The sequence below is a fragment of the Roseateles saccharophilus genome, from assembly GCF_004342485.1.
Taxonomy (GTDB): Bacteria; Pseudomonadota; Gammaproteobacteria; order Burkholderiales; family Burkholderiaceae_C; genus Pelomonas; species Pelomonas saccharophila.
Map to the genome: position 1 here is coordinate 1 of NZ_SMBU01000020.1, position 24,530 is coordinate 24,530.

22 protein-coding genes and 1 pseudogene are annotated in these 24,530 nt (G+C 68.4%); 3 read left to right on the plus strand and 20 right to left on the minus strand.

Translation table 11 applies throughout. The features are described from left to right. Window positions 1-428 precede the first annotated feature (428 nt). Entirely contained in the window at window positions 429-1,088 is a 660-nt protein-coding gene (locus tag EV671_RS16090; RefSeq protein ID WP_132573548.1) for a hypothetical protein, read from the minus strand. 590 nt (window positions 1,089-1,678) lie between these two features. Continuing rightward, window positions 1,679-2,668 (minus strand): hypothetical protein, encoded by a 990-nt coding sequence (locus EV671_RS16095; RefSeq protein ID WP_132573550.1) that lies wholly within the window; start codon window positions 2,666-2,668, stop codon window positions 1,679-1,681. Window positions 2,669-3,045: 377 nt separating this feature from the next. Here EV671_RS16095 and EV671_RS16100 point away from each other — a divergent pair, with 377 nt between their 5' ends. Continuing rightward, window positions 3,046-4,077, plus strand: coding sequence for an asparaginase (locus EV671_RS16100; protein ID WP_132573552.1), 1,032 nt, complete (start codon window positions 3,046-3,048; stop codon window positions 4,075-4,077). On the opposite strand, the gene EV671_RS27795 is transcribed toward EV671_RS16100, so the two are convergent. From EV671_RS27795 to hutC, 6 genes are all read right to left on the minus strand, one after another. Further along, complete coding sequence (locus EV671_RS27795) at window positions 4,064-5,620, minus strand: methyl-accepting chemotaxis protein (RefSeq protein WP_132573554.1); 1,557 nt, start codon at window positions 5,618-5,620, stop codon at window positions 4,064-4,066. The genes EV671_RS16100 and EV671_RS27795 overlap by 14 nt on opposite strands. A 60-nt stretch (window positions 5,621-5,680) precedes the next feature. Further along, window positions 5,681-7,048: a formimidoylglutamate deiminase gene (gene hutF, locus EV671_RS16110; RefSeq protein ID WP_132573556.1), complete on the minus strand. Its 1,368-nt coding sequence runs from the start codon at window positions 7,046-7,048 to the stop codon at window positions 5,681-5,683. Next, a complete protein-coding gene (hutG, locus tag EV671_RS16115) occupies window positions 7,036-7,836 on the minus strand; it encodes an N-formylglutamate deformylase (protein WP_132573558.1) in 801 nt (266 codons plus the stop codon). The genes hutF and hutG overlap by 13 nt, the downstream gene beginning before the upstream one ends. Beyond that, window positions 7,833-9,032 (minus strand): imidazolonepropionase, encoded by a 1,200-nt coding sequence (gene hutI / locus EV671_RS16120; RefSeq protein WP_132573560.1) that lies wholly within the window; start codon window positions 9,030-9,032, stop codon window positions 7,833-7,835. Before hutI ends, hutG begins: the two co-directional genes overlap by 4 nt. Then, window positions 9,029-9,565 carry a HutD/Ves family protein gene (locus EV671_RS16125; protein WP_132573561.1) on the minus strand — a complete coding sequence of 179 codons (537 nt, stop codon included), beginning with the start codon at window positions 9,563-9,565 and terminating at the stop codon, window positions 9,029-9,031. Before EV671_RS16125 ends, hutI begins: the two co-directional genes overlap by 4 nt. Before the next feature lie 69 nt (window positions 9,566-9,634). After that, the gene (gene hutC / locus EV671_RS16130) at window positions 9,635-10,354 is read right to left on the minus strand and encodes a histidine utilization repressor (RefSeq protein WP_132573563.1); all 720 of its coding nucleotides are present in this window, start codon (window positions 10,352-10,354) and stop codon (window positions 9,635-9,637) included. Between the two features lie 70 nt (window positions 10,355-10,424). Here hutC and hutU point away from each other — a divergent pair, with 70 nt between their 5' ends. Next, entirely contained in the window at window positions 10,425-12,086 is a 1,662-nt protein-coding gene (gene hutU, locus EV671_RS16135; RefSeq protein ID WP_132573565.1) for a urocanate hydratase, read from the plus strand. Further along, window positions 12,083-13,579, plus strand: coding sequence for a histidine ammonia-lyase (hutH, locus tag EV671_RS16140; protein ID WP_132573567.1), 1,497 nt, complete (start codon window positions 12,083-12,085; stop codon window positions 13,577-13,579). Before hutU ends, hutH begins: the two co-directional genes overlap by 4 nt. Before the next feature lie 19 nt (window positions 13,580-13,598). Here the strand turns inward: hutH and clsB are convergent, their stop codons facing one another. The 12 genes and pseudogenes from clsB to EV671_RS16200 form a co-directional block, all read right to left on the minus strand. Further along, window positions 13,599-14,855 (minus strand): cardiolipin synthase ClsB, encoded by a 1,257-nt coding sequence (clsB, locus tag EV671_RS16145; protein ID WP_132573569.1) that lies wholly within the window; start codon window positions 14,853-14,855, stop codon window positions 13,599-13,601. Further along, window positions 14,852-15,643 carry an endonuclease/exonuclease/phosphatase family protein gene (locus EV671_RS16150; protein ID WP_243655764.1) on the minus strand — a complete coding sequence of 264 codons (792 nt, stop codon included), beginning with the start codon at window positions 15,641-15,643 and terminating at the stop codon, window positions 14,852-14,854. The genes clsB and EV671_RS16150 overlap by 4 nt, the downstream gene beginning before the upstream one ends. Beyond that, window positions 15,640-16,104, minus strand: a complete 465-nt coding sequence (nudB, locus tag EV671_RS16155; protein ID WP_132573571.1) for a dihydroneopterin triphosphate diphosphatase — start codon at window positions 16,102-16,104, stop codon at window positions 15,640-15,642. Before nudB ends, EV671_RS16150 begins: the two co-directional genes overlap by 4 nt. A 30-nt stretch (window positions 16,105-16,134) precedes the next feature. After that, window positions 16,135-16,934, minus strand: a pseudogene (locus EV671_RS16160) (CsgG/HfaB family protein). 175 nt (window positions 16,935-17,109) lie between these two features. After that, the gene (gene vapC / locus EV671_RS16165) at window positions 17,110-17,520 is read right to left on the minus strand and encodes a type II toxin-antitoxin system tRNA(fMet)-specific endonuclease VapC (protein WP_132573573.1); all 411 of its coding nucleotides are present in this window, start codon (window positions 17,518-17,520) and stop codon (window positions 17,110-17,112) included. Then, a complete protein-coding gene (vapB, locus tag EV671_RS16170) occupies window positions 17,520-17,753 on the minus strand; it encodes a type II toxin-antitoxin system VapB family antitoxin (protein WP_132573575.1) in 234 nt (77 codons plus the stop codon). The genes vapC and vapB overlap by 1 nt, the downstream gene beginning before the upstream one ends. 128 nt (window positions 17,754-17,881) lie before the next feature. Further along, a complete protein-coding gene (gene aspS / locus EV671_RS16175; protein ID WP_132573577.1) occupies window positions 17,882-19,672 on the minus strand; it encodes an aspartate--tRNA ligase in 1,791 nt (596 codons plus the stop codon). 93 nt (window positions 19,673-19,765) lie between these two features. Then, a complete protein-coding gene (locus EV671_RS16180) occupies window positions 19,766-20,443 on the minus strand; it encodes a DUF502 domain-containing protein (protein ID WP_132573578.1) in 678 nt (225 codons plus the stop codon). 10 nt (window positions 20,444-20,453) lie between these two features. Then, window positions 20,454-20,747 (minus strand): FmdB family zinc ribbon protein, encoded by a 294-nt coding sequence (locus EV671_RS16185; RefSeq protein ID WP_132573579.1) that lies wholly within the window; start codon window positions 20,745-20,747, stop codon window positions 20,454-20,456. Window positions 20,748-20,800: 53 nt separating this feature from the next. Further along, a complete protein-coding gene (locus tag EV671_RS16190; protein WP_132573580.1) occupies window positions 20,801-22,264 on the minus strand; it encodes a high affinity choline transporter 1 in 1,464 nt (487 codons plus the stop codon). A 67-nt stretch (window positions 22,265-22,331) separates the two neighbouring features. Continuing rightward, entirely contained in the window at window positions 22,332-23,894 is a 1,563-nt protein-coding gene (ubiB, locus tag EV671_RS16195) for a ubiquinone biosynthesis regulatory protein kinase UbiB (RefSeq protein WP_132573582.1), read from the minus strand. Continuing rightward, entirely contained in the window at window positions 23,891-24,433 is a 543-nt protein-coding gene (locus EV671_RS16200; protein WP_132573584.1) for a hypothetical protein, read from the minus strand. Before EV671_RS16200 ends, ubiB begins: the two co-directional genes overlap by 4 nt. Window positions 24,434-24,530 lie beyond the last annotated feature (97 nt).

Consider the following 24,530-nt stretch of genomic DNA (forward strand, 5'->3'; position numbering starts at 1 on the left):
GCGCATCGACCTGGCCGCCGCTCTCGTCGACGCGACCCAAGGTGGCGACGGTGCGCTGACGGGGCTTGCCGTGTTCATCGCGGAACGACTCCACCAACTGGGCGTAGGTGTGGCCGCCGGCGCGGGTGTGCTTGATGAACATGCGGCCAAGTGTAGCTGCAGGCAATTTCATTGCCAACACCTAGCATACTAAACATTGCCACTACAGAAAATCGCGCAAAGCCACTCTAAGTCATTGATTCAAAACGAGCCGCCCGCCGGAAATCGCGCAAAACGGCGATTTGGTGTCGAACTCGGGCGTCCCGACCCGCATTACCTCGACATCTTCACCCTCAGGGTGTCCACCGCCAGCGCCTTGCTACGCGCAATTCACGCGCCAGATCAACGACTTGCCGCTCCCAGCTCGGGCAACAGTCACGGATTCAGGACTAACTAACGATCAAAGAGCCGACGTTGTCGCCTCCGCCGGAAGAAGTTTGAGATATTGGCAGAAAATTTACGCCAAGAATACTCATCAAGCTTCCCGGGGCCGAAGTGAAGCTCTTGGAGTGCGCCATGAACAGCGTCCGCTCGCCGGGAAACTCCGTCTCGGTCAGCCGGGGCTTCGGATCCAGCCTGATGTTCGAGCGACGAAATGTCTTTGCTCCTGTGATCTTCAATAACTCGGCAATGAGTCGGGACCAGTCATTTGTCGGCCTGATAAGGTTTGTCGGCCTGCCATCGCGGCCAAGGAGCATGTCGCCTAGTGTTCTCGCGAAGGACTTTGTTCCTTCGAGGAGCAATGCGGCCTTGGCTTCAGCCCAAGGACTTTGGTCTGGCCACGATATATCTTCAGGAAAGTCATGCGCCTTTCTTACAAGCGCATAGCGACTTCCCTTTCCCTTCTCATTGAGCTTCCGAACTGCCGGATCCATCGAGCGATCCACGAAATTGAAGTCGGGCCAAGTGGTAAACAAGTGCAATTGCGCGTCGTTTGACGCAAGCACATGGGTGCCATCGTCAGACATTTTTGCCTGCACCAGAAGCGCCCGGCAGACGCTTCTTTTCGTCTTCGCCGTATGGCGATGGACGATCAGGAGGTCCGCCAACTCAATGGGAGATCCGGGATGGGCGAACCTTACCTGCGGGCGTGCGTGACAGAAGACGCCAGAGATGCGTATCGATACGCCGTGAGGAGCAAGCACCTCAGCCCAGCGCGCGGCTAGAAGTGGTGTGCCTACCCTGATGAGGGTAGCGACATAGTCCTCTTCTCTCGTTGTAAGTAGGCTGTGGTGGCTCGCCTCATGGTGCGAATGCCAAATGGCGGAGTTCGCGCCGGAATATATGCGCTCCGCCTCCATTGCAGACAACTGCTTCCCGAGCTCCAACTCGCTCCCCCTGAGTGTGAAAATTGTTTTCTGAAATTCTGCCGCACTGAGAACTGGTTAGTATGAAAACGGAGTCAGGGTTTGCACCTAGACGATCCTTGGTACAGGCGCTGGTGACTGCCGTTATGGGCGACGACCTTCGTTAATCCCATCATTTTTGGTCGTGACAACTGCGCAACAGCAGTCACTTGTCTGAAAGTACTGAACGACCTCCGCTGCGGACCTGCCTGCCATCCTGTGATAGGCAGTGGCAGGCTGGAAGCAGTCGCTCTAGACGTTTCCGATCCTCGGTAACGGACAGGCCTTGCAATTCACGGCAGTGGCTTCGGGCATTCGGGCCCCGGCAGCATCGTGCAGGATAGGGACCATGCGCTCGAATCCACACTTGCATAGACCCTAGCCATGCTGAGCCCTGAAGGAGGCGGCGTAATCTCTCCGAATCCCCGGCCGTCCAGTTCGACGACTTGGCCAGCCACCAATACTCGCATTCCTTTCGGAATCCGTGGAATGCTCGCCTGCAATGGCAGCGGATAAAGCGATTTGTTGTGCGGCGGGCGGAGTGGACCCAATACCTGATCGTTTAACGCTGGAGCTCGAATATCTGACGCAACCCAGCCATCTTCTGTCAACGAGAGGGACGTCCGAACTCCGGTCTTGCCCATCGTGTTCCAGGAGATCACCTCGACCGTCAATGAGTAAGCGGCCTTCTGAATCAGGCGATTCAGGAGGCCCGTCCCCGAGTTGTCCGAGGATGATTTTGGTTCCTGGTATTCTGCTGCTCCAATTTCTCTCCTGGAATCCTTGATCACTCGCACGTGAAATGAGCGCTTCGTGGGATTTGGAACACTCGCTGCCGGCGCGCCGAGCTTCGTATAAAGAATCTCGCCATATGACGGGTCATCAGCCCGATCATAAATCGTGATCTGACGGAGCCCAGCGCCGATGCGGTCGCGTTCAGATTTGCAACCTATCCAGTTGTCGACGATGACGGCACGACCTTGATCCGAGCGGATCGCAATAAAATTGCGCGGCACAGGAACCTGCACATAGTGCTGTTTGAACAATTCGTTTTGAGCAGGTCGAATTTGCGTCTTCGGCTCACACTTCCAGAAGCGCCGATAGTTTATTAGCTCACCATTAACTTGGAGCTCCAGTTCGCCGGCGAAGTAGAGGATTGGAGATGCTGCGATAGCAGAGCCCGTGGTCAAACCCAATAATAACAACATGCCGAGCACCAGTAGTAGAGGGCCTACTAGCGCGCTTACGAAATGATTGACTATAGATTTCGTGGCGATCTGCATAATTTTTCCGCTTCAACGCGGATCATAGTATGTCAGCTTACGCTGCATACCCGTCCTATCCGCTGCATCGGCATTTGGCTGGCGGACGTCCGCGCCCAGGCAATCAAGTCAACCGTCCGCAGCCCTTCAGGTTGCCACACCACCATGCCCAGAGCCGCCGAGTCGAGTCGCGCGCGTCCAGCGATTGCATCAGCGACGCCCGGGTCTCGTTGACCATCAGATCCTCCTTGCCCGGGGCATGGTCCAGCCGGTCGCGACTTGCACCTTGAATGTCCGGCCTGCAATCCCTCATGCCGATCACCGCAGCCTTGCGGGATCGAGAGCGCAACGAAACAGCCCTGCAGCCGAAGCTGCGAAGGTTTCCTTAGACTGATGGCATGAACCCCATCCTCATCGAGGCGCTGCGCGGCGACGCCGTCGAGTCGCGCCATGCCGGTGCCCTGGCCATCGTGGATGCCTCGGGCGCCGTGCACACGGCCCTGGGCGACATCGAGCGGCCCGTCTTCCCGCGCTCGGCCGTCAAGCTGCTGCAGGCCCTGCCCCTGGTGGCCAGCGGCGCCGCCGAGGCCTATGGGCTGAACGATGCCGAGCTGGCGCTGGCCTGCGCCTCGCACAGCGGCGAGCCCGAGCATGTGGCGACCGCCGCCGGCCTGCTGGCCCGGCTGGGGCTGGACGAGAGCGCGCTCGAATGCGGCACGCAATGGCCCAGCCGCGAGCCGGTGCTGCGCGGCATGGTGGCGCGCGGCGAGCTGGCCACGCCGCTGCACAACAACTGCTCGGGCAAGCACAGCGGCTTCGTCTGCGTCGCCTGCCTGATGTCTCGCAACACGGGTGCCGAGGCCGCCGAGTTCGTGCGCGGCTACGTGAGAGCCGAGCACACGGTCATGCGCGAGGTGTCGGCCGCGCTGTCGGCGGCCACGGGCGTCGATGTCGAGAAGGCCCCGCGTGGCACCGACGGCTGCTCCATCCCGACCTTCGCGCTGCCGCTGCGCGCGCTCGCACTGGCCTTCGCCCGCTGCGGCACCGGCCAAGGCCTGTCCGACGGCCATGCCCGCGCCGCGCGCCGACTGCGCCAGGCCGTGGCCGCCGCCCCCTTCATGGTGGGCGGCACGGACCGCTTCGACACCCGCGTGATGCAGGCCTGGGGCGAACGCCTGTTCTGCAAGGTGGGCGCCGAGGGCGTCTATTGCGCGGCCCTGCCCGAACTGGGCCTGGGTGTCGCGCTGAAGATCGACGACGGCGCCGTGCGCGCGGCCGAGGCCGCGATGGCCGCCGTCGCCCAGGCCCTGCTGCACACCGAGGACGAGTTGCTGCGCGGCTACAGCCACCTGGCGCTGCGCAACTGGCGCGGCCTGGACGTCGGCGCGCTGCGCCCCGCCCGGGCCCTGGCCGAGCTCAGCCGAGCTTGAACACCGCCACCGACCTGGACAGCTCGTCGGCCTGCTGCTGCAGGCTCTGAGCGGCGGCGGCGGATTCCTCGACGAGCGCGGCATTGCGCTGCGTCATCTCGTCCAGCCGCGAGATGGCCTGGCCGATCTGGCCGATGCCGGTACTCTGCTCGCTGGTGGCGTGGCTGATCTCGGCGACGATGCCGCTGACCCGGGCGATGGACGCGTTGATCTCCTGCATCGTCTCGCCGGCCTGGGCGACCAGGGCCGTGCCGCTGTCGACGTTCTCGCCGCTGCGCGTGATCAGCGCCTTGATCTCCTTGGCCGCCTCGGCGCTGCGCTGGGCCAGCGTGCGCACCTCGGAGGCGACGACGGCGAAACCGCGCCCCTGCTCGCCGGCGCGCGCGGCCTCCACGGCCGCATTCAACGCCAGGATGTTGGTCTGGAAGGCGATGCCGTCGATGGTGCCGATGATGTCGCTGATCTTGTGCGAACTGCTGCTGATGAGGCCCATCGTCGCGACCACCTCGGTGACGACGTCACCGCCGCGGCGCGCCACCTGGGCCGCATCGCCGGCCAGTTGGTTGGCGCGCGCAGCCGCCTCGGCGTTGTGCGTGACGCTGGCGGTCAGCTCCTCCATCGCCGACGCCGTCTCCTGCAGATTGGAGGCGGCCTGCTCGGTGCGCGTACTCAGGTCCTGGCTGCCGACAGCCACCTCCTTGGATGCATTGGCGATGTTGTCGGTCGCGCCGCGCACATGGCGCACGACGTCGACGAGGGCGTCCTGCATGCTCGCCATGCCCTTCATCAGCTGGGCCGTCTCGTCGCGGCCGCGGACGGGCACCTCGCCGGTCAGGTCCTGGCGCGCGATGCGCTCGGCTGCGTTCACCGCCCGCCGCAGCGAGCCGAGGATGGACTGGGAATTGGCGCGCAGCAGCAGCGTCAGCACGACGATGGCCACCACCAGCAGCACAATCAGCCCGGTGCGCGACGACGCGAAGCGCGCGTCGATCTGGGCGATCTGCGTCTCGGAGTTGCTGTCGATGAGCTTGGTCAGCGCGGCCAGTTCCTTGTCCAGCGCCCGCACCGGGTCCTTGATCGCGCCCATGCCCTTGTTGGCCTCGGCGGTGTCGGGGAATTCGCCCTTGGCGACTCGCTCCGCGAAGGGCTGGAAGCCTTCGCGGTAGGCCTTCAGCGCGCCCTGGGCCCCGGCCACCTCGGTCAGGATCTCGGCGCTCAGCTTCAGCGTGGCCGCCTTGTCGAGCGCGGCACGGGCCTTGGCCTCGGCCTCCTCCCAGTCCTTGCGGTATTTGGCGACGGTCTGGGCGTCGGCCATGTTGATCAGCGTGTCCTTCTCGTAGCGCCGCAGGTTGCCGACCGCGGCGCGCGCATTGGACAGCTGGGCGAGCGCCTCGACGTCGTTGTCGACGAAGCGCTTGAGCTGCTCGCGCGCATCGGACTGGGCCAGCAGGCCGGATCCGCCGATCAGCAGCATGCCCAGACCGGCCAGCACGCCCACGGCGGCCAGCCTCGCCCGGATCGGGAATTGGCTCATGTCGATCATTTCGCCCTCCTCGCCGTTCGCACGGATGGCACGAGCGTAGCTATTTCTGATCGACTTGCGTCATTCCGACGCCCAAAGCTCGCGCATGGCGGCGCCAAATGCCTCCCCCACTCGGGTGGGTGCGCGCCAGGGATGGGCCCTGCCCGCCACCCACATCGACTGCCAGGGCGAGCCGTTGCTGCCGAAGACGACGGCGTCGAGCAGGGCCTCGTCGGGCAGGCCGCGCAGCGCATCGGCGTCGCGGTTCAGCACCAGGGCGTCGGCACGCGCACCGGGCGTCAGGCCCCAGCGCGCGAAGCCGGCCGCGCGCGCACCGCCGGTGACGGCCGCGTCGAACAGACGTGCCGCGCTGGACGGCTGGACGGCGGGATCGGCGGCGACATTGCGCTTTTGCGCAACGAGGCGCTGGCCGTACTCCAGCCAGCGCAGCTCCTCGACCCAGCCGCGCGTGACCTGGCTGTCCGAGCCCACCGTCATCGGCACGCCGCCGGCCAGCCAGCGCGGCAGATCGGCCAGGCCGTCGCCCAGGTTGGCCTCGGTGCCGGGGCAGATGACGATGCCGGCGCCGCTGGCGGCCACCGCGGCTATCTCGGCGGGCAGCGCATGCGTCGCGTGCACCAGCTGCCAACGCGGGTCCAGCCCGACCTCGTCGGCCAGCCACTGGATGGGGCGCCGCCCGGTCGCGGCGACGCAGGCGTCCACCTCGGCGATCTGCTCGGCGACATGGATGTGCAGGGCCAGGTCGGCATCGCCGGCGAGGCGGCACAGCCGCGCGATGTCCTCGGGCGCGGCGCCGCGCAGCGAATGCAGGGCCAGGCCGGCGTTCACACGCGGCAGGCCGGCCCCGGCAATGCGCTGGCTGGCGTTCCAGGCCCAGTCGGCGTCGGCCGCGAAGCGGTGCTGGTCGGGCCTGAGGCCGCCGGCGCCGAAGCCGCTGCGCGTGTAGACGACGGGCAGCAGCGTCAGGCCGATGCCGGCGTCCTCGGCGGCCTCGGCCAACGCCCAGGCCATGGCCAGTTCGTCGTCGAAATGCTCGCCCGCGGCGGGGTGGTGCAGGTAGTGGAACTCGCAGACCTGGGTGTAGCCGCCACGCAGCAGCTCGCCGTAGAGCTGGGTGGCGACGGCGCGCAGCTGCTCGGGCGAGATGCGCAGGGCCAGCGCATACATGCGGTCGCGCCAGCTCCAGAAGTCGTCCTGGCCGGCCTCGCGGCGCTCGGCCAGGCCGACGAAGGCGCGCTGGAAGGCATGGCTGTGCGCGTTGACGAGGCTGGGGATCAGCGGGCCGCCCAGCCGCTCGGCATCGGGCGGCAGCGGCAGGCCGGGCTGGACCTCGGCCCAGTGGCCGTTCTCGATGCTGAGCAGCACGTCGCGCTGCCAACGACCGTCGACCCAGGCCAGGGGGGCGTGCAGCCGCTTCAGACCGGGCATGACAGCAGCTCCTGCAGCATCCGTTCGAGCAGCGGCGCGACCTGGGCCGCCTTCGCCTCGTCATAGGCCGTGCGCGGGTCGGAGGCCTCGTCCATGTAGCAGCGCTGGGACATCTCGAGCTGCACCGCATGCACGCCGCGGCCGGGCTGGCCGTGGTGGCGCGTGATGTAGCCGCCCTTGAAGCGGCCGTTGACGACCTGGCTGTAGGCCGTCTGCCCGGCCAGCAGCGCGCCCAGGCGCTCGGTGATGGCCGGCGCGCAGGAGGCGCCGTCGGCCGTGCCGAGGTTGAGGGCCGGCAGCTCGCCGTCGAACAGCCAGGGCAGCTCGGAGCGGATGCTGTGGCCGTCGAACAGCAGCGCATGGCCATGCTCGGCGCGCAGGCGCTCGAGCTCGGCGGCCAGGGCCTCGTGGTAGGGCCGCCAGCAGGCTTCGCGGCGCGCGGCGATCTCGGCCGCGTCGGGCTCGGCGCCCTCGCGGTAGAGCGGCTCGCTGGTGAAGAAATGCGTAGGCACCAGGCCGGTGCCGCCAGCGGCACCCGGGTAGAGGGGCTGGTCGTCCGGCGGCCGGTTCAGGTCGATGACGTAGCGGCTGTAGCGCGGCACGAGGAGGCTGGCACCGAGCTGCTCGACGATGGGCCGGTACAGGCGCTCCAGGTGCCAGTCGGTGTCCTCGCTGGCCAGGGCGCGCGGCACGAGGCGCTCATGCAGCTCGGGCGGCAGCTCGGTGCCGACGTGCGGCAGGCTGATGAGCAGGGGCGCACGGCCCTGCTGCAGACGGTAGACGCTCATGACTCTCCCTGATGGCTTCCTTGCCAGACCCGTTCTTTCAGCGGGTTATGGCCGAAGCATGCTGCCAGCTCTCGCGGATGTTCGCTATCCCAGATGCAGAAGTCGGCGCGCTGGCCGGCCACGAGGCGGCCGCGGTCGGCCAGGCCCAGCGCGCGGGCACCGTTGACGGTCAGGCCGCGCAGCGCCTCCTCGGGCGTCAGGCGGAACAGCACGCAGGCCATGTTCAGCATCAGCAGCGGCGACAGCGTCGGCGAGCTGCCGGGGTTGTGGTCGGTCGCGATCGCGATGGGCACGCCGGCCTGGCGCAGCGCGGCGATCGGTGGCAACTGGGTCTCGCGCAGCGCATAGAAGGCGCCGGGCAGCAGCACGGCCACGGTGCCGGCCTCACCAAGCGCCCGCACGCCGGCCGGGCTGAGGAATTCGAGATGGTCGCAGCTCAGTGCCCGATAGCCGGCCGCGAGCTGGGCGCCGCCCTGGTCGCTCAACTGCTCGGCATGCAGCTTCACGGGCAGGCCCAGGCGCTGGGCCGCGTCGAAGACCCGGGAAACCTGGGCGGGGCTGAAGGCGATGTGCTCGCAGAAGGCGTCCACCGCGTCGACGAGGCCCTGCCCGTGCAGGTCCGGCAACCACAGGCAGACGGCGGCGATGTAGTCGTCGGCGTCGGCGAACTCCGGCGGCAGCGCATGGGCGGCCAGGTAGGTGGTGCGCACGTCGACGCCCAGACGCCCGAGCTTGCGCGCGACGCGCAGCATGCGCGCCTCGGTGGCCGCTTCCAGGCCGTAGCCGCTCTTGACCTCCAGCGTCGTCACGCCCTCGCGCATCAGCGCCTGGGCGCGCTTGGAGGCGCTGGCCAGCAGCTCGGCCTCGCTGGCGGCGCGCGTCGCGGCGACGGTCGAGCGGATGCCGCCGCCGGCCTTGGCGATGTCGGCATAGCTCGCGCCCAGCAGACGCTGCTCGAATTCGTTGGCGCGGCTGCCGCCATAGACCAGATGGGTGTGGCAGTCGACGAAGCCCGGCGTGACGAGGGCGCCGCCGAGTTCGATGACCTCGGCCGCGGCGGCCTCGGCCGGCAGTTCGGCCGCCGGGCCGACCCAGCGCAGCAGGCCGTCCTCGACCAGCAGCGCCCCGTCGTCGATCAGGCCCCAGCCGCTGTCGCCGGCGAGCGTGGCCAGGCGGCCACCACGCCAGAGCTTCATTCCGGGCTCCAGGTCAGCCACCAGGCATCGCCCTCGCCGGTGAAGACGCAGCTCTGCACCACGGGCGATTCGCACCAGGCCAGCGTCAGCGGCGCCATCGGCATCGCGCGGTGGCCGTGCTCGAGCAGGCCGCCCTTGACCGTGAACAGGCCCACCCAAGGCGTGCGCGGCAGCAGCACATGGCGGGCCGACTCGACCTGCAGGTTGCCGCGCCTCTCCATCACATTGAAGACCTGGGTGACGCCGTGGATCAGCTCGGCCTCGGGTGCCAGCCCGCCGTCGAAGCGCAGCGGCTCGTCGCCCGCGACCTGCGGCCAGTCGAACAGGCGCAGGCCGGCGCCGGCGACGACGGCCAGCCAGCGGTGCACGCCGGGATAGGCCGAGAACGGCCCGTCGCGCTCCACGCGGGCGACGCTGACGCGCAGCGCCCAATCATGGCTATGCGGCCAGGCGAGTAGCTCGCGCGTCGTACCGCCCTGGTTCTTCCAGGCCTGCGGCTGCACATCCGCCGCGCTGACCTTGCTCCAACTCATGCTTTCAACCTCGCACTCGACACGGCTTGTGGGGAACCGCGCATTTTCCGCAGCTCGATACCGTTCGGTTCATGCCGAGAAGCTCCCTTGCAATTGGTAACGCACCCCGGGGTGCGTCAGTTTCACGCTGGTCACGGCCAAGCCGCGGCTGTAGGTGATGCGCTTGACGACCAGGCAGGGGTCGCGCCGGCCGATGCCCAGCAGCTTGGCCTCGACCTCGCCGGGCAGGGCCGCCTCGATCATGTAGCGCGCCTCGGACAGCGGCGCAACTTCGAGCAGGTAGTGCGTCGGCGTGATCCGCGTGAAATCCTGGGCCAGGTAGTCCGGCGCGCAGGCCGGGTTGACGACCCGCTCCTCGCACTGGATGGCCACGCCGTTCTCCAGGTGGGTGATGAGGCTGAGGAAGACCGGCGCGCCGCGCTTGAGCCCCAGCTCGGCCGCCTGCTGCGACGTGGCCTTGCCGCGCGCCAGCGCATGCACGCGCGCCTCGTGCATGCCGCCGCGCTCGACGATCTCCTCGTGCACGTCGCGCACGTTCAGCGTGGAGGAGATGCGGTGCAACTGGGCGACGAAGCTGCCCACGCCCTGCACGCGCTCGATCAGGCCCTCCTGCACCAGCTCGCGCAGGGCCCGGTTCACCGTCATGCGGCTGACCTCGAACTGGGCCACCAGCGCGCCCTCGCTGGGCAGCAGGTCGCCGGCCACCCAATGGCCGCTGGCGATGCCTTCGCGCAGATGGTTCTTGACCTTGAGGTATTGCGGCTCGGGGCTGGTTTCTCTTTTCGCCATGGTGGCCATGCTAGTTGACCTTACTTGTATAGACAAGTAGAGTCCGCCCACCGTTGTCGGAGAACCACCCATGACCGCCCTGCCCCGCCCCGTGAAAGCGCCCACCGGCACCCAGCTGCACTGCAAGAGCTGGCTGACCGAGGCCGCCTACCGCATGCTCCAGAACAACCTCGATCCGGCCGTTGCCGAGAACCCGGACGCGCTGGTCGTCTACGGCGGCATCGGCAAGGCCGCGCGCAACTGGGAGGCCTTCGACGCCATCCTCAAGTCGCTGCGCGAACTGAACGACGACGAGACCCTGCTGGTGCAGTCGGGCAAGCCGGTGGGCGTGTTCCGCACCCACCCCGATGCGCCGCGCGTGCTGCTGGCCAACTCCAACCTCGTGCCGGCCTGGGCGACGTGGGAACACTTCCACGAGCTGGACCGCAAGGGTCTGATGATGTATGGCCAGATGACGGCCGGCAGCTGGATCTACATCGGCAGCCAGGGCATCGTGCAGGGCACCTACGAGACCTTTGCCGAAGCCGCACGCCAGCATTTCGGCGGCGTTGCGGCCGGCCGCTGGATCCTGACGGCCGGACTGGGCGGCATGGGCGGTGCCCAGCCGCTGGCGGCCACCTTCGCGGGCTTCAGCTCGCTGAACATCGAATGCCAGCAAAGCCGCATCGACTTCCGGCTCAAGACCCGCTATGTGGACGAGCAGGCCCGCGACCTGGACGACGCGCTGGCGCGCATCGCCAAGTACACGACCGCCGGCGAGGCCAAGTCCATCGCGCTGCTGGGCAATGCGGCCGAGGTGCTGCCGGAGCTGGTGAAGCGCGGCGTGAAACCCGACCTGGTGACCGACCAGACCAGCGCCCACGACCTCATCCACGGCTACTGCCCGCCGGGCTGGAGCGTCGAGCAGTGGAAGGCCGCCGCGGCCGACCCGGCCCGCCATGCGGAGCTGAAGGTCGCCGCCGCGGCCGGCTGCGCGGTGCATGTGCAGGCCATGCTGGCCTTCAAGGCCCAGGGCATCCCGACGGTGGACTACGGCAACAACATCCGCCAGGTCGCCAAGGACCAGGGCGTGGCCAATGCCTTCGACTTCCCCGGCTTCGTGCCCGCCTATGTGCGGCCGCTGTTCTGCGAAGGCAAGGGCCCCTTCCGCTGGGTTGCCCTGTCCGGCGACCCCGAGGACATCCGCAAGACCGACGCCAAGCTCAAGGAACTGTTCCCCAGGCATGCCGCCCTGCACCGCTGGCTGGACATGGCTGCCGAGCGCATCGCCTTCCAGGGCCTGCCGGCGCGCATCTGCTGGCTGGGCCTGGGCGAGCGCCACCTCGCCGGCCTGGCCTTCAACGAGATGGTGAAGAACGGCGAGCTGAAGGCGCCCATCGTCATCGGCCGCGACCACCTCGACAGCGGCTCGGTGGCCAGCCCCAACCGCGAGACCGAGGGCATGAAGGACGGCTCCGACGCCGTCTCCGACTGGCCGCTGCTCAACGCGCTGCTCAACACCGCCGGCGGCGCCACCTGGGTCAGCCTGCACCATGGCGGCGGCGTCGGCATGGGCTACTCGCAGCACTCGGGCGTCGTCATCGTCTGCGACGGCAGCGACGCCGCGGCCGAACGCGTGCGCCGCGTGCTGTGGAACGACCCCGCCACCGGCGTCATGCGCCATGCCGACGCCGGCTACGAGACCGCAGTCGCCTGCGCCCGCAAGAACGAACTGAACCTGCCCTCGCTATGAAACTCATCCCCGGACAACTGACCCTCGCCCAGCTCGCCGACATCGCCGCCGGCACGACGCTGGAACTGGCCGACTGGAGCGCCGTCGACAAGAGCGCCGCACTCGTCGCCGCGGCCGCGGCCGGCGACGCGCCGGTCTACGGCGTCAACACCGGCTTCGGCAAGCTGGCCAGCACGCGCATCGCCAAGGACCAGCTCGCCGCCCTGCAGCTCAACCTGATCCGCAGCCATGCGGTGGGCGTGGGCGCACCGATGTCCCCCGAGGTCGTGCGCCTGATGCTGGCCACCAAGGCCGGCAGCCTGGCGCGCGGCTTCAGCGGCGTGCGCCGCGAGGTCGTGCAGGCGCTGCTGGACGCCTTCAACGCCGGCTTCGTGCCCTATGTGCCTTGCCAGGGCTCGGTCGGCGCCAGCGGTGACCTGGCGCCCTTGGCCCACCTGACGCTGGCCTTGATGGGCGAAGGCGAAGCGCTGGTCAAAGGCCAGCGCGTGTCGGCCCGCGACGAACTGGCGCGCCTGAAGCTGCAGCCGCTGACGCTGGCCGCCAAGGAAGGCCTGGCCCTCATCAACGGCACCCAGGCCAGTACGGCCCTGGCCCTGCATGCGCTGCTGCGCTTCGAGGGCCTGTTCGCCACCGCCCTGGCCAGCGGCGCGATGACGCTGGATGCTGCCAGAGGTTCCGACGGGCCCTTCGACGCCCGCATCCATGCCGTGCGCGGCCAGCCGGGCCAGATCGAGGTGGCCGGCATCTACCGCGAGCTGCTGGCCGGCAGCGCGATCCGCCAGTCGCACCGCGAGGGCGACGAGCGCGTGCAGGACCCCTACTGCCTGCGCTGCCAGCCGCAAGTGATGGGCGCCGCGCTCGACCAGGCCCGCCACGCGGCCCAGGTGCTGGAGCGCGAGGCCAATGCGGTGACCGACAACCCGCTGGTCTTCGACGACTGCATGGTCTCGGGCGGCAACTTCCACGCCGAGCCGGTGGCCTTCGCCGCCGACAACCTGGCCCTGGCCATCGCCGAGGTCGGCGCCATCGCCGAGCGCCGCATCGCGATGCTGATCGACCCGGGCATCTCGCGCCTGCCGCCCTTCCTGACGGCCGACGCCGGCCTGCACAGCGGCTTCATGATCGCCCACGTGACGGCCGCGGCCCTGGCCAGCGAGAACAAGAGCCTGGCCCACCCGGCCAGCGTCGACAGCCTGCCGACCAGCGCCAACCAGGAAGACCATGTGTCGATGGCGACCTTCGCCGCGCGCCGCCTGCACGCGATGATCGACAACACATCCCACATCGTCGCCATCGAACTGCTGGCCGCGGCCCAGGGCATCGACTTCCTGCGCCCGCTCAAGAGCTCGGCGCCCGTCGAGGCCCTGCACGCGCGACTGCGCGAGCACTGCGCCAGCATGCCGGCCGACCACTATCTGGCGCCCGACATCGAGCGCGCCGCGGCCCTGGTGCAGGGCGGCGCGCTGAAGTCGCCGCACGCGCCGGGCTTCTGAGCCTGCGAACGGGCGGCGGTCAGTAGCGCCCCGCCGCCCCGGCCACGCGCAGGAAGACGTAGGCGAACCAGGCCACCGCCGCGCGATGCAGCATCGCGCGCAGGCCGGTGCCGCCGCGCTCGCCGACGCGGGCCGACACGGCCAGTGCCGTCTCGATCTCGTCGGCCAGGTGGCGCGCGAAGCCGCCGTCGCGCAAGACGACGTTGGCCTCGAGGTTGAGCAGCAGGGACAGCGGGTCGATGTTGGAGCTGCCGACCGTGGCCCATTGCCCGTCGACGACGGCGACCTTGGCGTGCAGGAAGGCCGGCGTGTATTCGTAGATCTCGACGCCGTGGCCGATCAGTTCGGCATACAGCGCCTCGGCGGCCCAGCCGGCCAGGCGGTAGTCCAGCTTGCCCTGCAGCAGCAGGCGCACGCGCACGCCGCGGTCGGCCGCGCGGCGCAACGCCAGGCGGATGCGCTGGCCGGGATAGAAGTAGGGGCAGATCAGGTCGACGCTCGCGCGCGCGCCGCGGATCGCATCGACATAGGCATGCTCGATGGTGCGGCGGCGGCGCAGGTTGTCGCGCATGACGAAGGCCGCGCAGACCGGCGGCAGCCGCGGCACGGCCTGGGGCAGGCGCTGCGGGCCGCGCCAGAGCTGGGCCAGCCAGCGGCGCAGGCGGCGGCGCAGCGGGATGTAGTCGAGCAGCGCGTCGTCGAAGTCGCGGCCCAGCCAGGCGCGCGACCAGATCGAGCGCAGGCCCTGGGCCACCGCCGCGACCAGCGGCCCGCGCAGCTGCACGGAAAAGTCCAGCCGCGGAGACTCGCTGAATCCGTGGTGGATGTCGAGGCGGTCGTCGATGATGTTGACGCCGCCGACGAAGGCCGTTGCGCCATCGACGACGCAGAGCTTCTGGTGCAGGCGGCGCAGCTGGCCGGGCTGGAACCAGTGCCACCAGCGGTCCATGGGCCGGAACACGGCCAGCGCGACGCCGCTGCCGGCCAGCCGCTGGCGCAGCACGGGCAGGCTGCCCTTGCTGCCGAAGCCGTCCACGACGACACGCACGCGCACGCCGCGGCGGTCGGCGGCAACGAGGGCGTCGGCCAAGGCCAGCGAGGCCGCGTCGCTGTGGAAGATGTAGGTGGCCAGCCAGACCTCGGCATGGGCCCGCTGGATGGCCTCCAGCATGCGTGGAAAGAGCTGGTCGCCGCCGCGCAGCAGCTCCGCCTCGTTGCCACCGACGAAGCCGGGGTCGGTGCGGGCACGGCGCCGGCGCGCCCCCAAGCGCCTCATTCGAGTGCCAGCTCCACGAGCAGCGGCAGGTGGTCGGACATGCGCGCCCACGCCGCGCCGCGCGGCACCTGCACGCCGGTGCAGCGCAGGCCGCGCGTGTAGACGCGGTCCAGCGTGAAGACCGGCAGCCGCGACGGGAAGGTGGCCGCCCGCCCGCGGCCGTGCGGCGCGACGGCGCGGCGCAGGCCGTGGCCGCGCATCGGCGCGTCCAGGCGCTCGCCCCAGTCGTTGAAGTCGCCGGCCACCAGCACCGGCGCGCCGTCCGGCACGTGGTCACGCACGAAGACCGCGAGGCGATCGACCTGGCGCACACGGCTCGAATGGATCAGCCCGAGATGGGCGACGACGACATGCACCACGGCGCCCTGCCAGTGCACCGGCACATGCAGCAGGCCACGCTGCTCGAACTGGTGGTCGGACACGTCGTGGTGGCCAATGTCGCCGATCGGCCAACGCGACAGCAATGCATTGCCGTGCTCGCCGTACCTGGTCGTCGCATTGGTGCGATAGGCCACCTCGTAGCCGTCGGGCGCGAGAAACTCGGCCTGGCCCTGGTCGGGCCAGCCGAACCAGGTGCGGTCGAACTGGGCCGCCTCGAGGTGGTGGAAATGGCGCACCTCCTGCAGACAGACGAGATCGGCGTCCAGCGCCTCGACGCCCATCTGCAGGTTGTGGATCTCCAGGCGCTTGGCCGGCCCGAGGCCGCGCACACCCTTGTGGATGTTGTAGGTGGCCACGCGCAGCACCGCGCCGGGCGCATGCGGCATGGGGCGCGCGACCGACCTCATGGCGCAGCCTCGACCGCGACAAAGCGCGGCAACTGCAGCACGGCCTCGGCGTTGGACGGCGAGAAGCAGCGGTCGGCCGCCTCGTGCCAGGGCAGCCACTGCCAGGCCAGGTGCTCGCGCGGCGCCAACCGCGGCACGGTGGGCCCGGGCAGCAGCAGGCCGAAGACATGCTCGGTGTTACGTGTCACGCCGGGCGCGTAGCGATGCCGCCAGTGCGGGTAGATGTCGTAGACGTTGACGAGGTTCCAGTCGGTCAGGGTCCCGCCGCTGATGCCGGTCTCCTCCTCGACCTCGCGCCGCGCCGTCTCGGCCAGCGGCTCGTCGGGCGCATCCTTGGAGCCGGTGACGCTCTGCCAGTAGCCGGGGTGGTCGGCCCGCTCGATCAGCAGCACCTGCAGGTCGGGCGTGTGGATGACGACAAGGACCGACTCGGGGATCTTGAAGGGCTTGGCCGACTGCATGGCCTAAGCATAGCCAGGAGTTGGCGCGGCTCAGCCCCGGCCGTTCTTGCGCCGGGCCACCTCCGGCGGCAGCTCCTTGGCCGCCAGCTCCCGAACCTGGGCGACGAGCTGGTTGTGGGCGTCCAGGAAGGCGGTCGCGATGACCTTGCCCTCGTTGGAATTGCTCCAGCCCGCGCCGGCCGCGCCGCCGAGCTTGCCGACCATGGCGCCGCCCACGCCCAGGTCGGCCACCTCGACCGAGCCGGTCGCCGCGGCGATCTGCTCGGTGGTCTCGTTGTCGGTCAGCAGCAGTGCCGCCTGGGCCTGCTTGAGCTTGACCTGCTCGGCGGCGCCGACCAGCTTGTTCAGATAGGGGATGGCCTGCAGGATGCCGCCGATCTGCCGGCCGGCATCGCGCTCGCTGAAGGTCAGGCTGGGCGTCAGGCTGTACTGGGCCTCGTAGCCCCGGCCCTTGTGCACGGTATTGCCCTCCTGGCGCAGGATGCCGGCGTCCTTGAGTTCCTGCTCGCGCACCGTGGCCTTGAGGCCAGCCGCGCGGTCAACGACGCGAAAGCACCCGCTCTGCTGGGCGAGCAGCCGTATCAGTGGCACGGGGCTGGACGGCAGCTGGTAGCTGCTGGAATAGGCGTAGCCGTTGGGGTTCTCGACCAGGGCCAGCGTCGCGACCGGCGCGTCGCACCTGACCAGCTCACGGCTGGCATGGTGCGCGCCCGCCGGGCCGGCCGAACCGCTGATGACGGAGCCCCCTCGCCGAGCGAGGTGGACGACTTGCCGCAGCCGGCCAGCGTGTAGACGACGGCAAGGGCCAGCGCGGAGCGAACGAGATTCATGCAGGTCACCTCAATGCACAGACGCAGGAGTCTGCCCGTGCCATCGCGCCGGCTTGCCCTAGGAACTGGGGACATTCCCCCCCGGAGGCGGAGGTGAGTCTTACTGCTCAAATGGCCCAAGGTTTGTAACTGCCGTTGAACTGCAGCTCTCGGCCGATGCCCGACCGGCAGCGGTTCATTCGCCCGGATGGACCCAGTTTTCCACTTCCAGCGCGGGCACGCGCTCAAATTCCGCCATGTTGTTCGTGACGAGCACCAAGCCCTCGCTACGTGCATGGCCTGCGATGTGCAGGTCGTTCACCCCGATGGGTTGACCGAGCTTTTCCAAGTTGGCACGGATGGCGCCATAGTGCTGGGCGGCCTTGGCGCCGTATGGAAGAACAACCAGGCGGCTGCAAAAATCTTCGACAGCAGCAAGGTTCTCGCTCACGCGGCTGCTTTTCTCCGCGCCGTGCATGAGTTCAGCCAAGGTAATGCTAGAGATTGCCATGCGGCTCGCGTGCGCGTTGAAAGTTGCCAGCACCTCAACGGGGCGCCGTTTCAGCACGTAGATGACGATGTTGGTGTCCAGCAGGTAGCGCAGCATCAGAGCGCATCCCTCTCCGACTGATGCTGAGAGGCCCGCTCAGGTAGGAAGTCGTCGCTGACACTGGGGCCGCCAAGGAAGAAGCTGTCCCAAGTTTGGCCGAGGGGGGCGAGGATGCGCTCGTTGCCCCTGACGCGGATTTCTACCTTGTTGACACCCTCGGGCAGGCGAACATCCAAGGGCAGGCGAACTGCCTGGGTGCGGTTGTTAACGAACACAGTTCCGATCGACATGCCAAGCTCCTTGCAACAAGGTATATGGCGATTGTATAGCGCACAGCAGACGCGTAGTAAGCCCGCGGGTAAGGCCCGCAGATGTGAAAAAGCCCCGCCGTGGCGGGGCTTGATCGAGGCCGGAACGCTCAGGCGGCCGGCGTCGCGTTGCGCAGGCGGATGTGCAGTTCGCGCAGCTGCTTCTCGTCGACCAGGGAGGGCGCGCCGGTCAGCAGGCACTGGGCGCGCTGGGTCTTGGGGAAGGCGATCACGTCGCGGATGGACTCGGCCTTGGTCATCATCGTGACGATGCGGTCCAGGCCGAAGGCCAGGCCACCGTGCGGGGGGGCGCCGTACTGCAGCGCGTCCAGCAGGAAGCCGAACTTGATGCGCTGGTCTTCGGCACTGATGTTCAGCGCCTCGAAGACCTTGGCCTGCACCTCGGCGCGGTGGATACGCACCGAGCCGCCGCCCAGTTCCCAGCCGTTGAGCACCATGTCGTAGGCCTTGGCGATGCACTTGCCCGGGTCGCTGACCATCAGGTCCTCGTGACCGTCCTTGGGCGCCGTGAACGGGTGGTGAACGGCCGCCCAGCGGTTGTTCTCCTCGTCATGCTCGAACATCGGGAAGTCCACGACCCACAGCGGCGCCCAGCGGTCCTCGAACAGGCCGTTGGCCTTGCCGAAGTCGCTGTGGCCGACCTTCAGGCGCAGCGCGCCGATCGCGTCGTTGACGACCTTGGCCTTGTCCGCGCCGAAGAACAGCAGGTCGCCGTCCTGGGCGCCGGTGCGCTTCAGGATCTCGGCGACGGCCTCGTCGTGCAGGTTCTTGACGATGGGCGACTGCAGGCCTTCGCGGCCCTTGGCCACTTCGTTGACCTTGACCCAGGCCAGGCCCTTGGCACCATAGATCTTGACGAACTCGGTATAGGCGTCGATCTCGCCGCGGCTCATGGCTGCGCCCTTGGGCACGCGCAGCGCGACGACCCGGCCGCCCGGCGTCGTGGCCGGGCCGGAGAAGACCTTGAAGTCCACCGTCGTCATCGCATCGGTCAGCTCGGTGAACTCGAGCTTGATGCGCAGGTCGGGCTTGTCGGAGCCGTAGCGGTGCATGGCCTCCGCGTACTTCATGACCGGGTAGTCGCCCAGTTCGACGTTCAGCGCCTTGCGGAAGACGTGGCGGATCATGCCCTCGAACATCGAGCGGATCTCTTCCTCAGTCAGGAAGCTGGTCTCGATATCGATTTGCGTGAACTCGGGCTGGCGGTCGGCGCGCAGGTCTTCGTCGCGGAAGCACTTGGTGATCTGGTAGTAGCGGTCGAAGCCCGCGACCATCAGCAGCTGCTTGAACAGCTGGGGCGACTGCGGCAGCGCGAAGAAGTGGCCGTCGTGCACGCGGCTGGGCACCAGGTAGTCGCGCGCGCCCTCGGGCGTGCTCTTCGTCAGCATCGGCGTCTCGATGTCGACGAAGCCATGCTCGTCCAGGAACTTGCGGACTTCCATCGCGACGCGGTAGCGCAGCATCAGGTTGTTCTGCATGTAGGGGCGGCGCAGGTCCAGCACGCGGTGCGTGAGGCGGGTCGTCTCGGACAGATTGTCGTCGTCGAGCTGGAAGGGCGGCGTCACCGACGGGTTCAGCACCTCGATCTCGTGGCAGAGGATCTCGATCTTGCCGGACACGAGGTTGGCGTTCTCGGTGCCGGCCGGGCGCGCACGCACCTTGCCGACGATCTTCAGGCAGAACTCGTTGCGGACTTCTTCCGCCACCTTGAACATCTCGGCGCGGTCGGGGTCGCAGACGACCTGGACGAGGCCTTCGCGGTCGCGCAGGTCGATGAAGATGACGCCGCCGTGGTCGCGGCGGCGATGGGCCCAGCCCATCAGGGTCACGGTCTGGTCGAGCAGCTTTTCGCTGACTTGGCCGGCATAGCAGGTACGCATGGGGTTCTCCGGAATTCTTTGCGGGTGTTCTTGAGGAGGCGCTGATGAGCTCGCTCGGCTCTCAGGATTGGACGCCGGCCGGGGCGCCCAACCCTACTGGTTTCGCTGCGCGTCGCCAGCGGGCGCGCAGGGGCTGGCATCGGCATGGACCTGTGGCGCCACCGTGCCCATCGAGATGATGTACTTCAGCGCCTCGTCCACCGACATCTGCAGCGGCTTGATGTCGGCCGTCGGCACGATGAGGAAGAAGCCCGAGGTCGGGTTGGGCGTCGTCGGCACATAGACGCTGGTGTGCTCGCCGTCCAGGTGGCAGGCCACCTCGCCGCTGGGCGTGCCGGTGACGAAGGCGATGGTCCACGAGCCGGCGCGCGGGTATTGCACCAGCACGGCCTCGCGGAAGGCGTTGCCGCTGCTGGAGAACAGCGTGTCCGACACCTGCTTGACCGAGCTGTAGATGCTCTTGACGATGGGGATGTGGGACATCAGCCGGTCCCACTGCGTCAGCAGCCACTGGCCGAAGATGTTGGCGACGAAGACGCCCGTGGCCAGCAGGCCGCCGGCCAGGATGACGAGGCCCAGGCCGGGCACATGGCGCAGCTCCAGCAGCCCCTCGCGCAGCGAGGCCGGCACGACCAGGGCCAGCGCCGCCAGCAGGGAGCCGAAGACGCCGTTGATGACATCCAGCGCCCCCGTCAGCACCCAGACGGTGATGGCCAGAGGCAGCCAGACCAGCAGGCCGGCGACGAGGTATTTGCGAAGCGATGCGCCCACGGGATCCCGTTCAGTGGCAGGCGCAGGAGCCGCCGCAGGGGGTGGAGGACGACGAGGCGCCGGCCGCTTCGGCCTTGGGTGCCTCGGCGGGTGCGGCGGCAGGCGCCGGGGCCGAGCTGCTGCCGCCCTTGAAGTCGGTCGCGTACCAGCCCGAGCCCTTCAACTGGAAGCCGGCTGCCGTGATCTGCTTGGAAAAGCTCTCGGCTGCGCAGGCCGGACAGGTGGTCAGCGGCGCGTCGGACAGCTTCTGCAGCACGTCCTTGGCATGGCCACAGGCGCTGCAGCGGTAGGCGTAAATCGGCATCGTGGGCTCGTCAGAGGCGAAAAGCCCGTGATTTTAAGGGATGACGGCCGCGATCAGGGATGCGGCTGTAGATGGTGGCTGACGTGCTCGTGCCGGTTGGTCAGCAGCTGCGGCACCAGCGAGCCGACGACCATGCCCGCCAGCGCGGCCAGCAGGCCGGCCAGCTGGCCCGGGAAAAGCTCGCCCCAGGTCGTGACCTGGGGGAAGTAGGCCACCCAGACGGCGATGCCGGCGAAGATGGAGAACACGGCGCCCTGGGTCGTCGCCCGGCTCCAGTACAGGCCGAAGACCAGCGGCACGAAGGCGGCGACCAGCGTGACCTGGTAGGCCGCGCTGACGAGGTCGTAGATGGAGGTGCCCTGCAGCGCGATGGCATAGGCCAGCACGGCGAACGCGAAGATGACCAGCGTCACCCGCATCGCGACGAGCTGCTGCCTGTCGCTCATCCCGGGGCGGATCTGCTTCAGGATGTTCTCGACGAAGCTGGTCGTCGGCGCCAGCAGCGTGGCGGACGAGGTGCTCTTGATGGCCGACAGCAGCGCGCCGAAGAACAGGATCTGCATCAGCAGCGGCATATGGCCCATGACGAAGCTGGGCAGCACGCGCTGGTAGTCGTTCTGCGCCAGTTCCAGCGCCTTGTCGCCCATGACGGCCACGGCGGCCAGCACGATGAACATCGGCACGAAGGCGAAGGCGATGTAGCTGAATCCGCCGATCATCGCGCCGCGCTGGGCGGTCTTGGCATCCTTGGCGGACATGACGCGCTGGAACACGTCCTGCTGCGGGATGGAGCCCAGCATCATCGTCAGGCCCGAGCCGATGAACATGGCAAGCTGCGTGAAGCCGCGCTCGGGCAGGAAGCGGCCGAGGTCGCGCGACTTGGCCAGGTCCAGCACCTTGCCCGCACCGCCGGCGAGGTCGGCTGCGAAGACCGCGATGATGCCCAGGCCGATGACCAGCACGATCATCTGGATGAAATCGGTCCAGGCCACGGCCAGGAAGCCGCCGATGACGACATAGACCAGCACGGCCAGCAGGCCGACGACCATGCCGGTCTGCGGGCTCATCGCGCCGTCCGTCAGGATGTTGAAGACCAGGCCCAGCGCCGTGACCTGGGCGGCCACCCAGCCGAGGTAGCTCAGGATGATGGCCAGCGAGCAGAAGATCTCGACGCCCTTGCCGAAGCGCTGGCGGTAGAAGTCGCCGATGGTCAGCAGGTTCTTCTGGTAGAGCCGGGCGGCGAAGAAGGCGCCCACCAGCACCAGGCACAGGCCGGCGCCGAAGGGATCCTCGACGACGGCGTTCAGGCCCCCCTGCACGAACTTGGCCGGCAGGCCCATCACCGTCTCGGCGCCGAACCAGGTCGCGAAGGTGGTCGTGACGACCATGATCAGCGGCAGGCTGCGCCCGGCGACGGCGAAGTCGCTGGTGTTCTTGATGCGCGTGCCGGCCCAGACGCCGATGCCCAGCGTGCCGAGCAGGTAGAGCACGACGAAAACGATCAGCGTGGTGTTCATGGCGTCAAGACGAGCGGGGTGCCGAAAAAAGTGGCGCGGATTATGAAGGCGCCGTCACCGGAACAGCTTAGGGCCCTATGCCCAGAAAGCGAGCGGCAAGCCAGGCCAGCAGCACGCCCAGCCCGAAACCGATGCCCACCCAGATCAGGCCCGACAGCATGCGGTTGGTGCTGCGCAGCTCCTGCACGAGGGCACGCAGCTGGGCGTCGCTGCCGCGGGCGGCCTGGGCCTTCAGCGCGTCGTGCAGCAGGCGCGGCAGCTCGGGGATGAGCTGGGCGAAGCGCGGCGCCTCCTTCATCAGCTGCTTGTTCAGCGCCGGCCAGCCGACCTGCTCGTTCATCCAGCGCTCCAGGAAGGGCTTGGCCGTGGCCCAGAGGTCGAGCTCGGGGTCGAGCTCGCGGCCCAGGCCCTCGACGTTGAGCAGGGTCTTCTGCAGCAGCACGAGCTGGGGCTGGATCTCGACATTGAAGCGGCGCGAGGTCTGGAACAGACGCATCAGCACCTGGCCGAGCGAGATGTCCTTCAGCGGCCGGTCGAAGTGGGGCTCGCAGACGGCGCGCACGGCGCTCTCGAGGGCATCGACGCGGGTCTCGGGCGGCACCCAGCCGGAGGCGATGTGCAGCTCGGCGACGCGCTTGTAGTCGCGTTGGAAGAAGGCGATGAAGTTCTGCGCCAGATAGTCCTTGTCCACCTCGGTCAGCGTGCCGATGATGCCGAAATCCAGCGCCACATAGCGGCCGAAGGTGCCGGGCTCGACGCTGACCTGGATATTGCCCGGGTGCATGTCGGCGTGGAAAAAGCCGTCGCGGAAGACCTGGGTGAAAAAGATCGTCACGCCGTCGCGGGCCAGCTTCTTGACGTCGATGCCGGCGGCTTCGAGCCGGGCGCGCTGCGAGATCGGCACGCCCTTCATGCGCTCCATGACGATGACCTCGGAGCTGCACAGCTCCCAGTGCATCTCGGGCACGAGCACCAGGTCCAGGCCGTCCATGTTGCGGCGCAGCTGGGCCGCATTGGCCGCCTCGCGGACGAGGTCCAGCTCGTCGTGCAGATAGGTGTCGAACTCGGCGACGACCTCGCGCGGCTTCAGGCGCCGGCCGTCCGCCGAGAAGCGCTCGATCCAGACGGCCAGGCGGCGCATCAGCGACAGGTCGTCGTCGATGACGTCGAGCATGCCGGGGCGCAGCACCTTGACGGCGACCTCGCGGCCGTCCTTCAGCGTCGCGAAATGCACCTGGGCGATGCTGGCGCTGGCCACCGGCTCGGCGTCGAAGCTGGCGAACAGCTCCTCCAGCGGCCGGCCGAAGGCGCGCTCGATCATCTCGCGCGACTGCGCGGCCGGGAAAGGCGGCACGCGGTCCTGCAGCTTGGCCAGCTCCAGCGCGACATCGTTGGGCAGCAGGTCGCGCCGGGTCGACAGCACCTGGCCGAACTTGACGAAGATGGGGCCGAGGTGCTCAAGCGCCAGGCGCAGGCGCACGCCGCGCGGCTCCTGCCAGCTGCGGCCGAAGCGGGTGAGGCGCCTCAGCAGCTGGAAACGGCGCCGGCGCAGGCCCGACAGGGCCAGGTCATCGAGGCCGAAGCGCCAGACCGTCCACAGGATGACGAGCAGCCGGGAGACAAACCTCATGCGGCGCTGCCGGACGGCGTGGGCATGCGCTGGGCAAGACCGGAGAGGGTGCGCCGCAGTGCGCGGCCGAACTGCGCCAGTTGGCGGGCCGGCAGCGGGCCGACGATGCCGGCGAGGTCGTCCTCGATGTCCCAGCGCAGGTTGTCCATCAGCCAGTGCATTTCGCCGGCGAAGCCGGCATCGCCCTGCACGTTGACGCCCGGCGCCTCGCCGCTGAGCGCGCCCAGGGCCAGCCGGGCCGGGTTGGACGCGTCGATCTCGATGCGCAGACCGCCATTGCCGGCCGGGGCGGCCTCAAGGCGCTCGAACAGGCCGGCAGGCGTGACGCCCAGCATCAGGTCGGGCACGGCGGGCAGCAGGCCCGGCCAGCCCGCCAGGTGCACGACCAGGCCGCGCCCGGCCAGGGGCTGCAGGCGCCGGGCCGCGATGGGCTCGCGCGACACGACGTGGTTGATCAGCAGCACGAGGCGGTCTTGCAGGGCCGGCATCAGCAACGGCGTGAGGGCGGGCAGGGGCGGCATGGGCCAGGGGGCAGACATGCGCAAGATTGTAGGCAGCGGACCATGAACAGGGGACGACGCAGGTACGGCTGTCAAATTTGGTGAGTGAGAATCCCGGATCGCCTTCCCGCCATGC

Bases quoted from the DNA above. Each gene is read 5' to 3' on its own strand.
- EV671_RS16095 (WP_132573550.1), bottom strand. From the start codon at position 2,668: ATGCAGATCGCCACGAAATCTATAGTCAATCATTTCGTAAGCGCGCTA.
- EV671_RS16100 (WP_132573552.1), top strand. From the start codon at position 3,046: ATGAACCCCATCCTCATCGAGGCGCTGCGCGGCGACGCCGTCGAGTCG.
- EV671_RS27795 (WP_132573554.1), bottom strand. From the start codon at position 5,620: ATGATCGACATGAGCCAATTCCCGATCCGGGCGAGGCTGGCCGCCGTG.
- hutF (WP_132573556.1), bottom strand. From the start codon at position 7,048: ATGCCCGGTCTGAAGCGGCTGCACGCCCCCCTGGCCTGGGTCGACGGT.
- hutG (WP_132573558.1), bottom strand. From the start codon at position 7,836: ATGAGCGTCTACCGTCTGCAGCAGGGCCGTGCGCCCCTGCTCATCAGC.
- hutI (WP_132573560.1), bottom strand. From the start codon at position 9,032: ATGAAGCTCTGGCGTGGTGGCCGCCTGGCCACGCTCGCCGGCGACAGC.
- EV671_RS16125 (WP_132573561.1), bottom strand. From the start codon at position 9,565: ATGAGTTGGAGCAAGGTCAGCGCGGCGGATGTGCAGCCGCAGGCCTGG.
- hutC (WP_132573563.1), bottom strand. From the start codon at position 10,354: ATGGCGAAAAGAGAAACCAGCCCCGAGCCGCAATACCTCAAGGTCAAG.
- hutU (WP_132573565.1), top strand. From the start codon at position 10,425: ATGACCGCCCTGCCCCGCCCCGTGAAAGCGCCCACCGGCACCCAGCTG.
- hutH (WP_132573567.1), top strand. From the start codon at position 12,083: ATGAAACTCATCCCCGGACAACTGACCCTCGCCCAGCTCGCCGACATC.
- clsB (WP_132573569.1), bottom strand. From the start codon at position 14,855: ATGAGGCGCTTGGGGGCGCGCCGGCGCCGTGCCCGCACCGACCCCGGC.
- EV671_RS16150 (WP_243655764.1), bottom strand. From the start codon at position 15,643: ATGAGGTCGGTCGCGCGCCCCATGCCGCATGCGCCCGGCGCGGTGCTG.
- nudB (WP_132573571.1), bottom strand. From the start codon at position 16,104: ATGCAGTCGGCCAAGCCCTTCAAGATCCCCGAGTCGGTCCTTGTCGTC.
- vapC (WP_132573573.1), bottom strand. From the start codon at position 17,520: ATGCTGCGCTACCTGCTGGACACCAACATCGTCATCTACGTGCTGAAA.
- vapB (WP_132573575.1), bottom strand. From the start codon at position 17,753: ATGTCGATCGGAACTGTGTTCGTTAACAACCGCACCCAGGCAGTTCGC.
- aspS (WP_132573577.1), bottom strand. From the start codon at position 19,672: ATGCGTACCTGCTATGCCGGCCAAGTCAGCGAAAAGCTGCTCGACCAG.
- EV671_RS16185 (WP_132573579.1), bottom strand. From the start codon at position 20,747: ATGCCGATTTACGCCTACCGCTGCAGCGCCTGTGGCCATGCCAAGGAC.
- EV671_RS16190 (WP_132573580.1), bottom strand. From the start codon at position 22,264: ATGAACACCACGCTGATCGTTTTCGTCGTGCTCTACCTGCTCGGCACG.
- ubiB (WP_132573582.1), bottom strand. From the start codon at position 23,894: ATGAGGTTTGTCTCCCGGCTGCTCGTCATCCTGTGGACGGTCTGGCGC.
- EV671_RS16200 (WP_132573584.1), bottom strand. From the start codon at position 24,433: ATGTCTGCCCCCTGGCCCATGCCGCCCCTGCCCGCCCTCACGCCGTTG.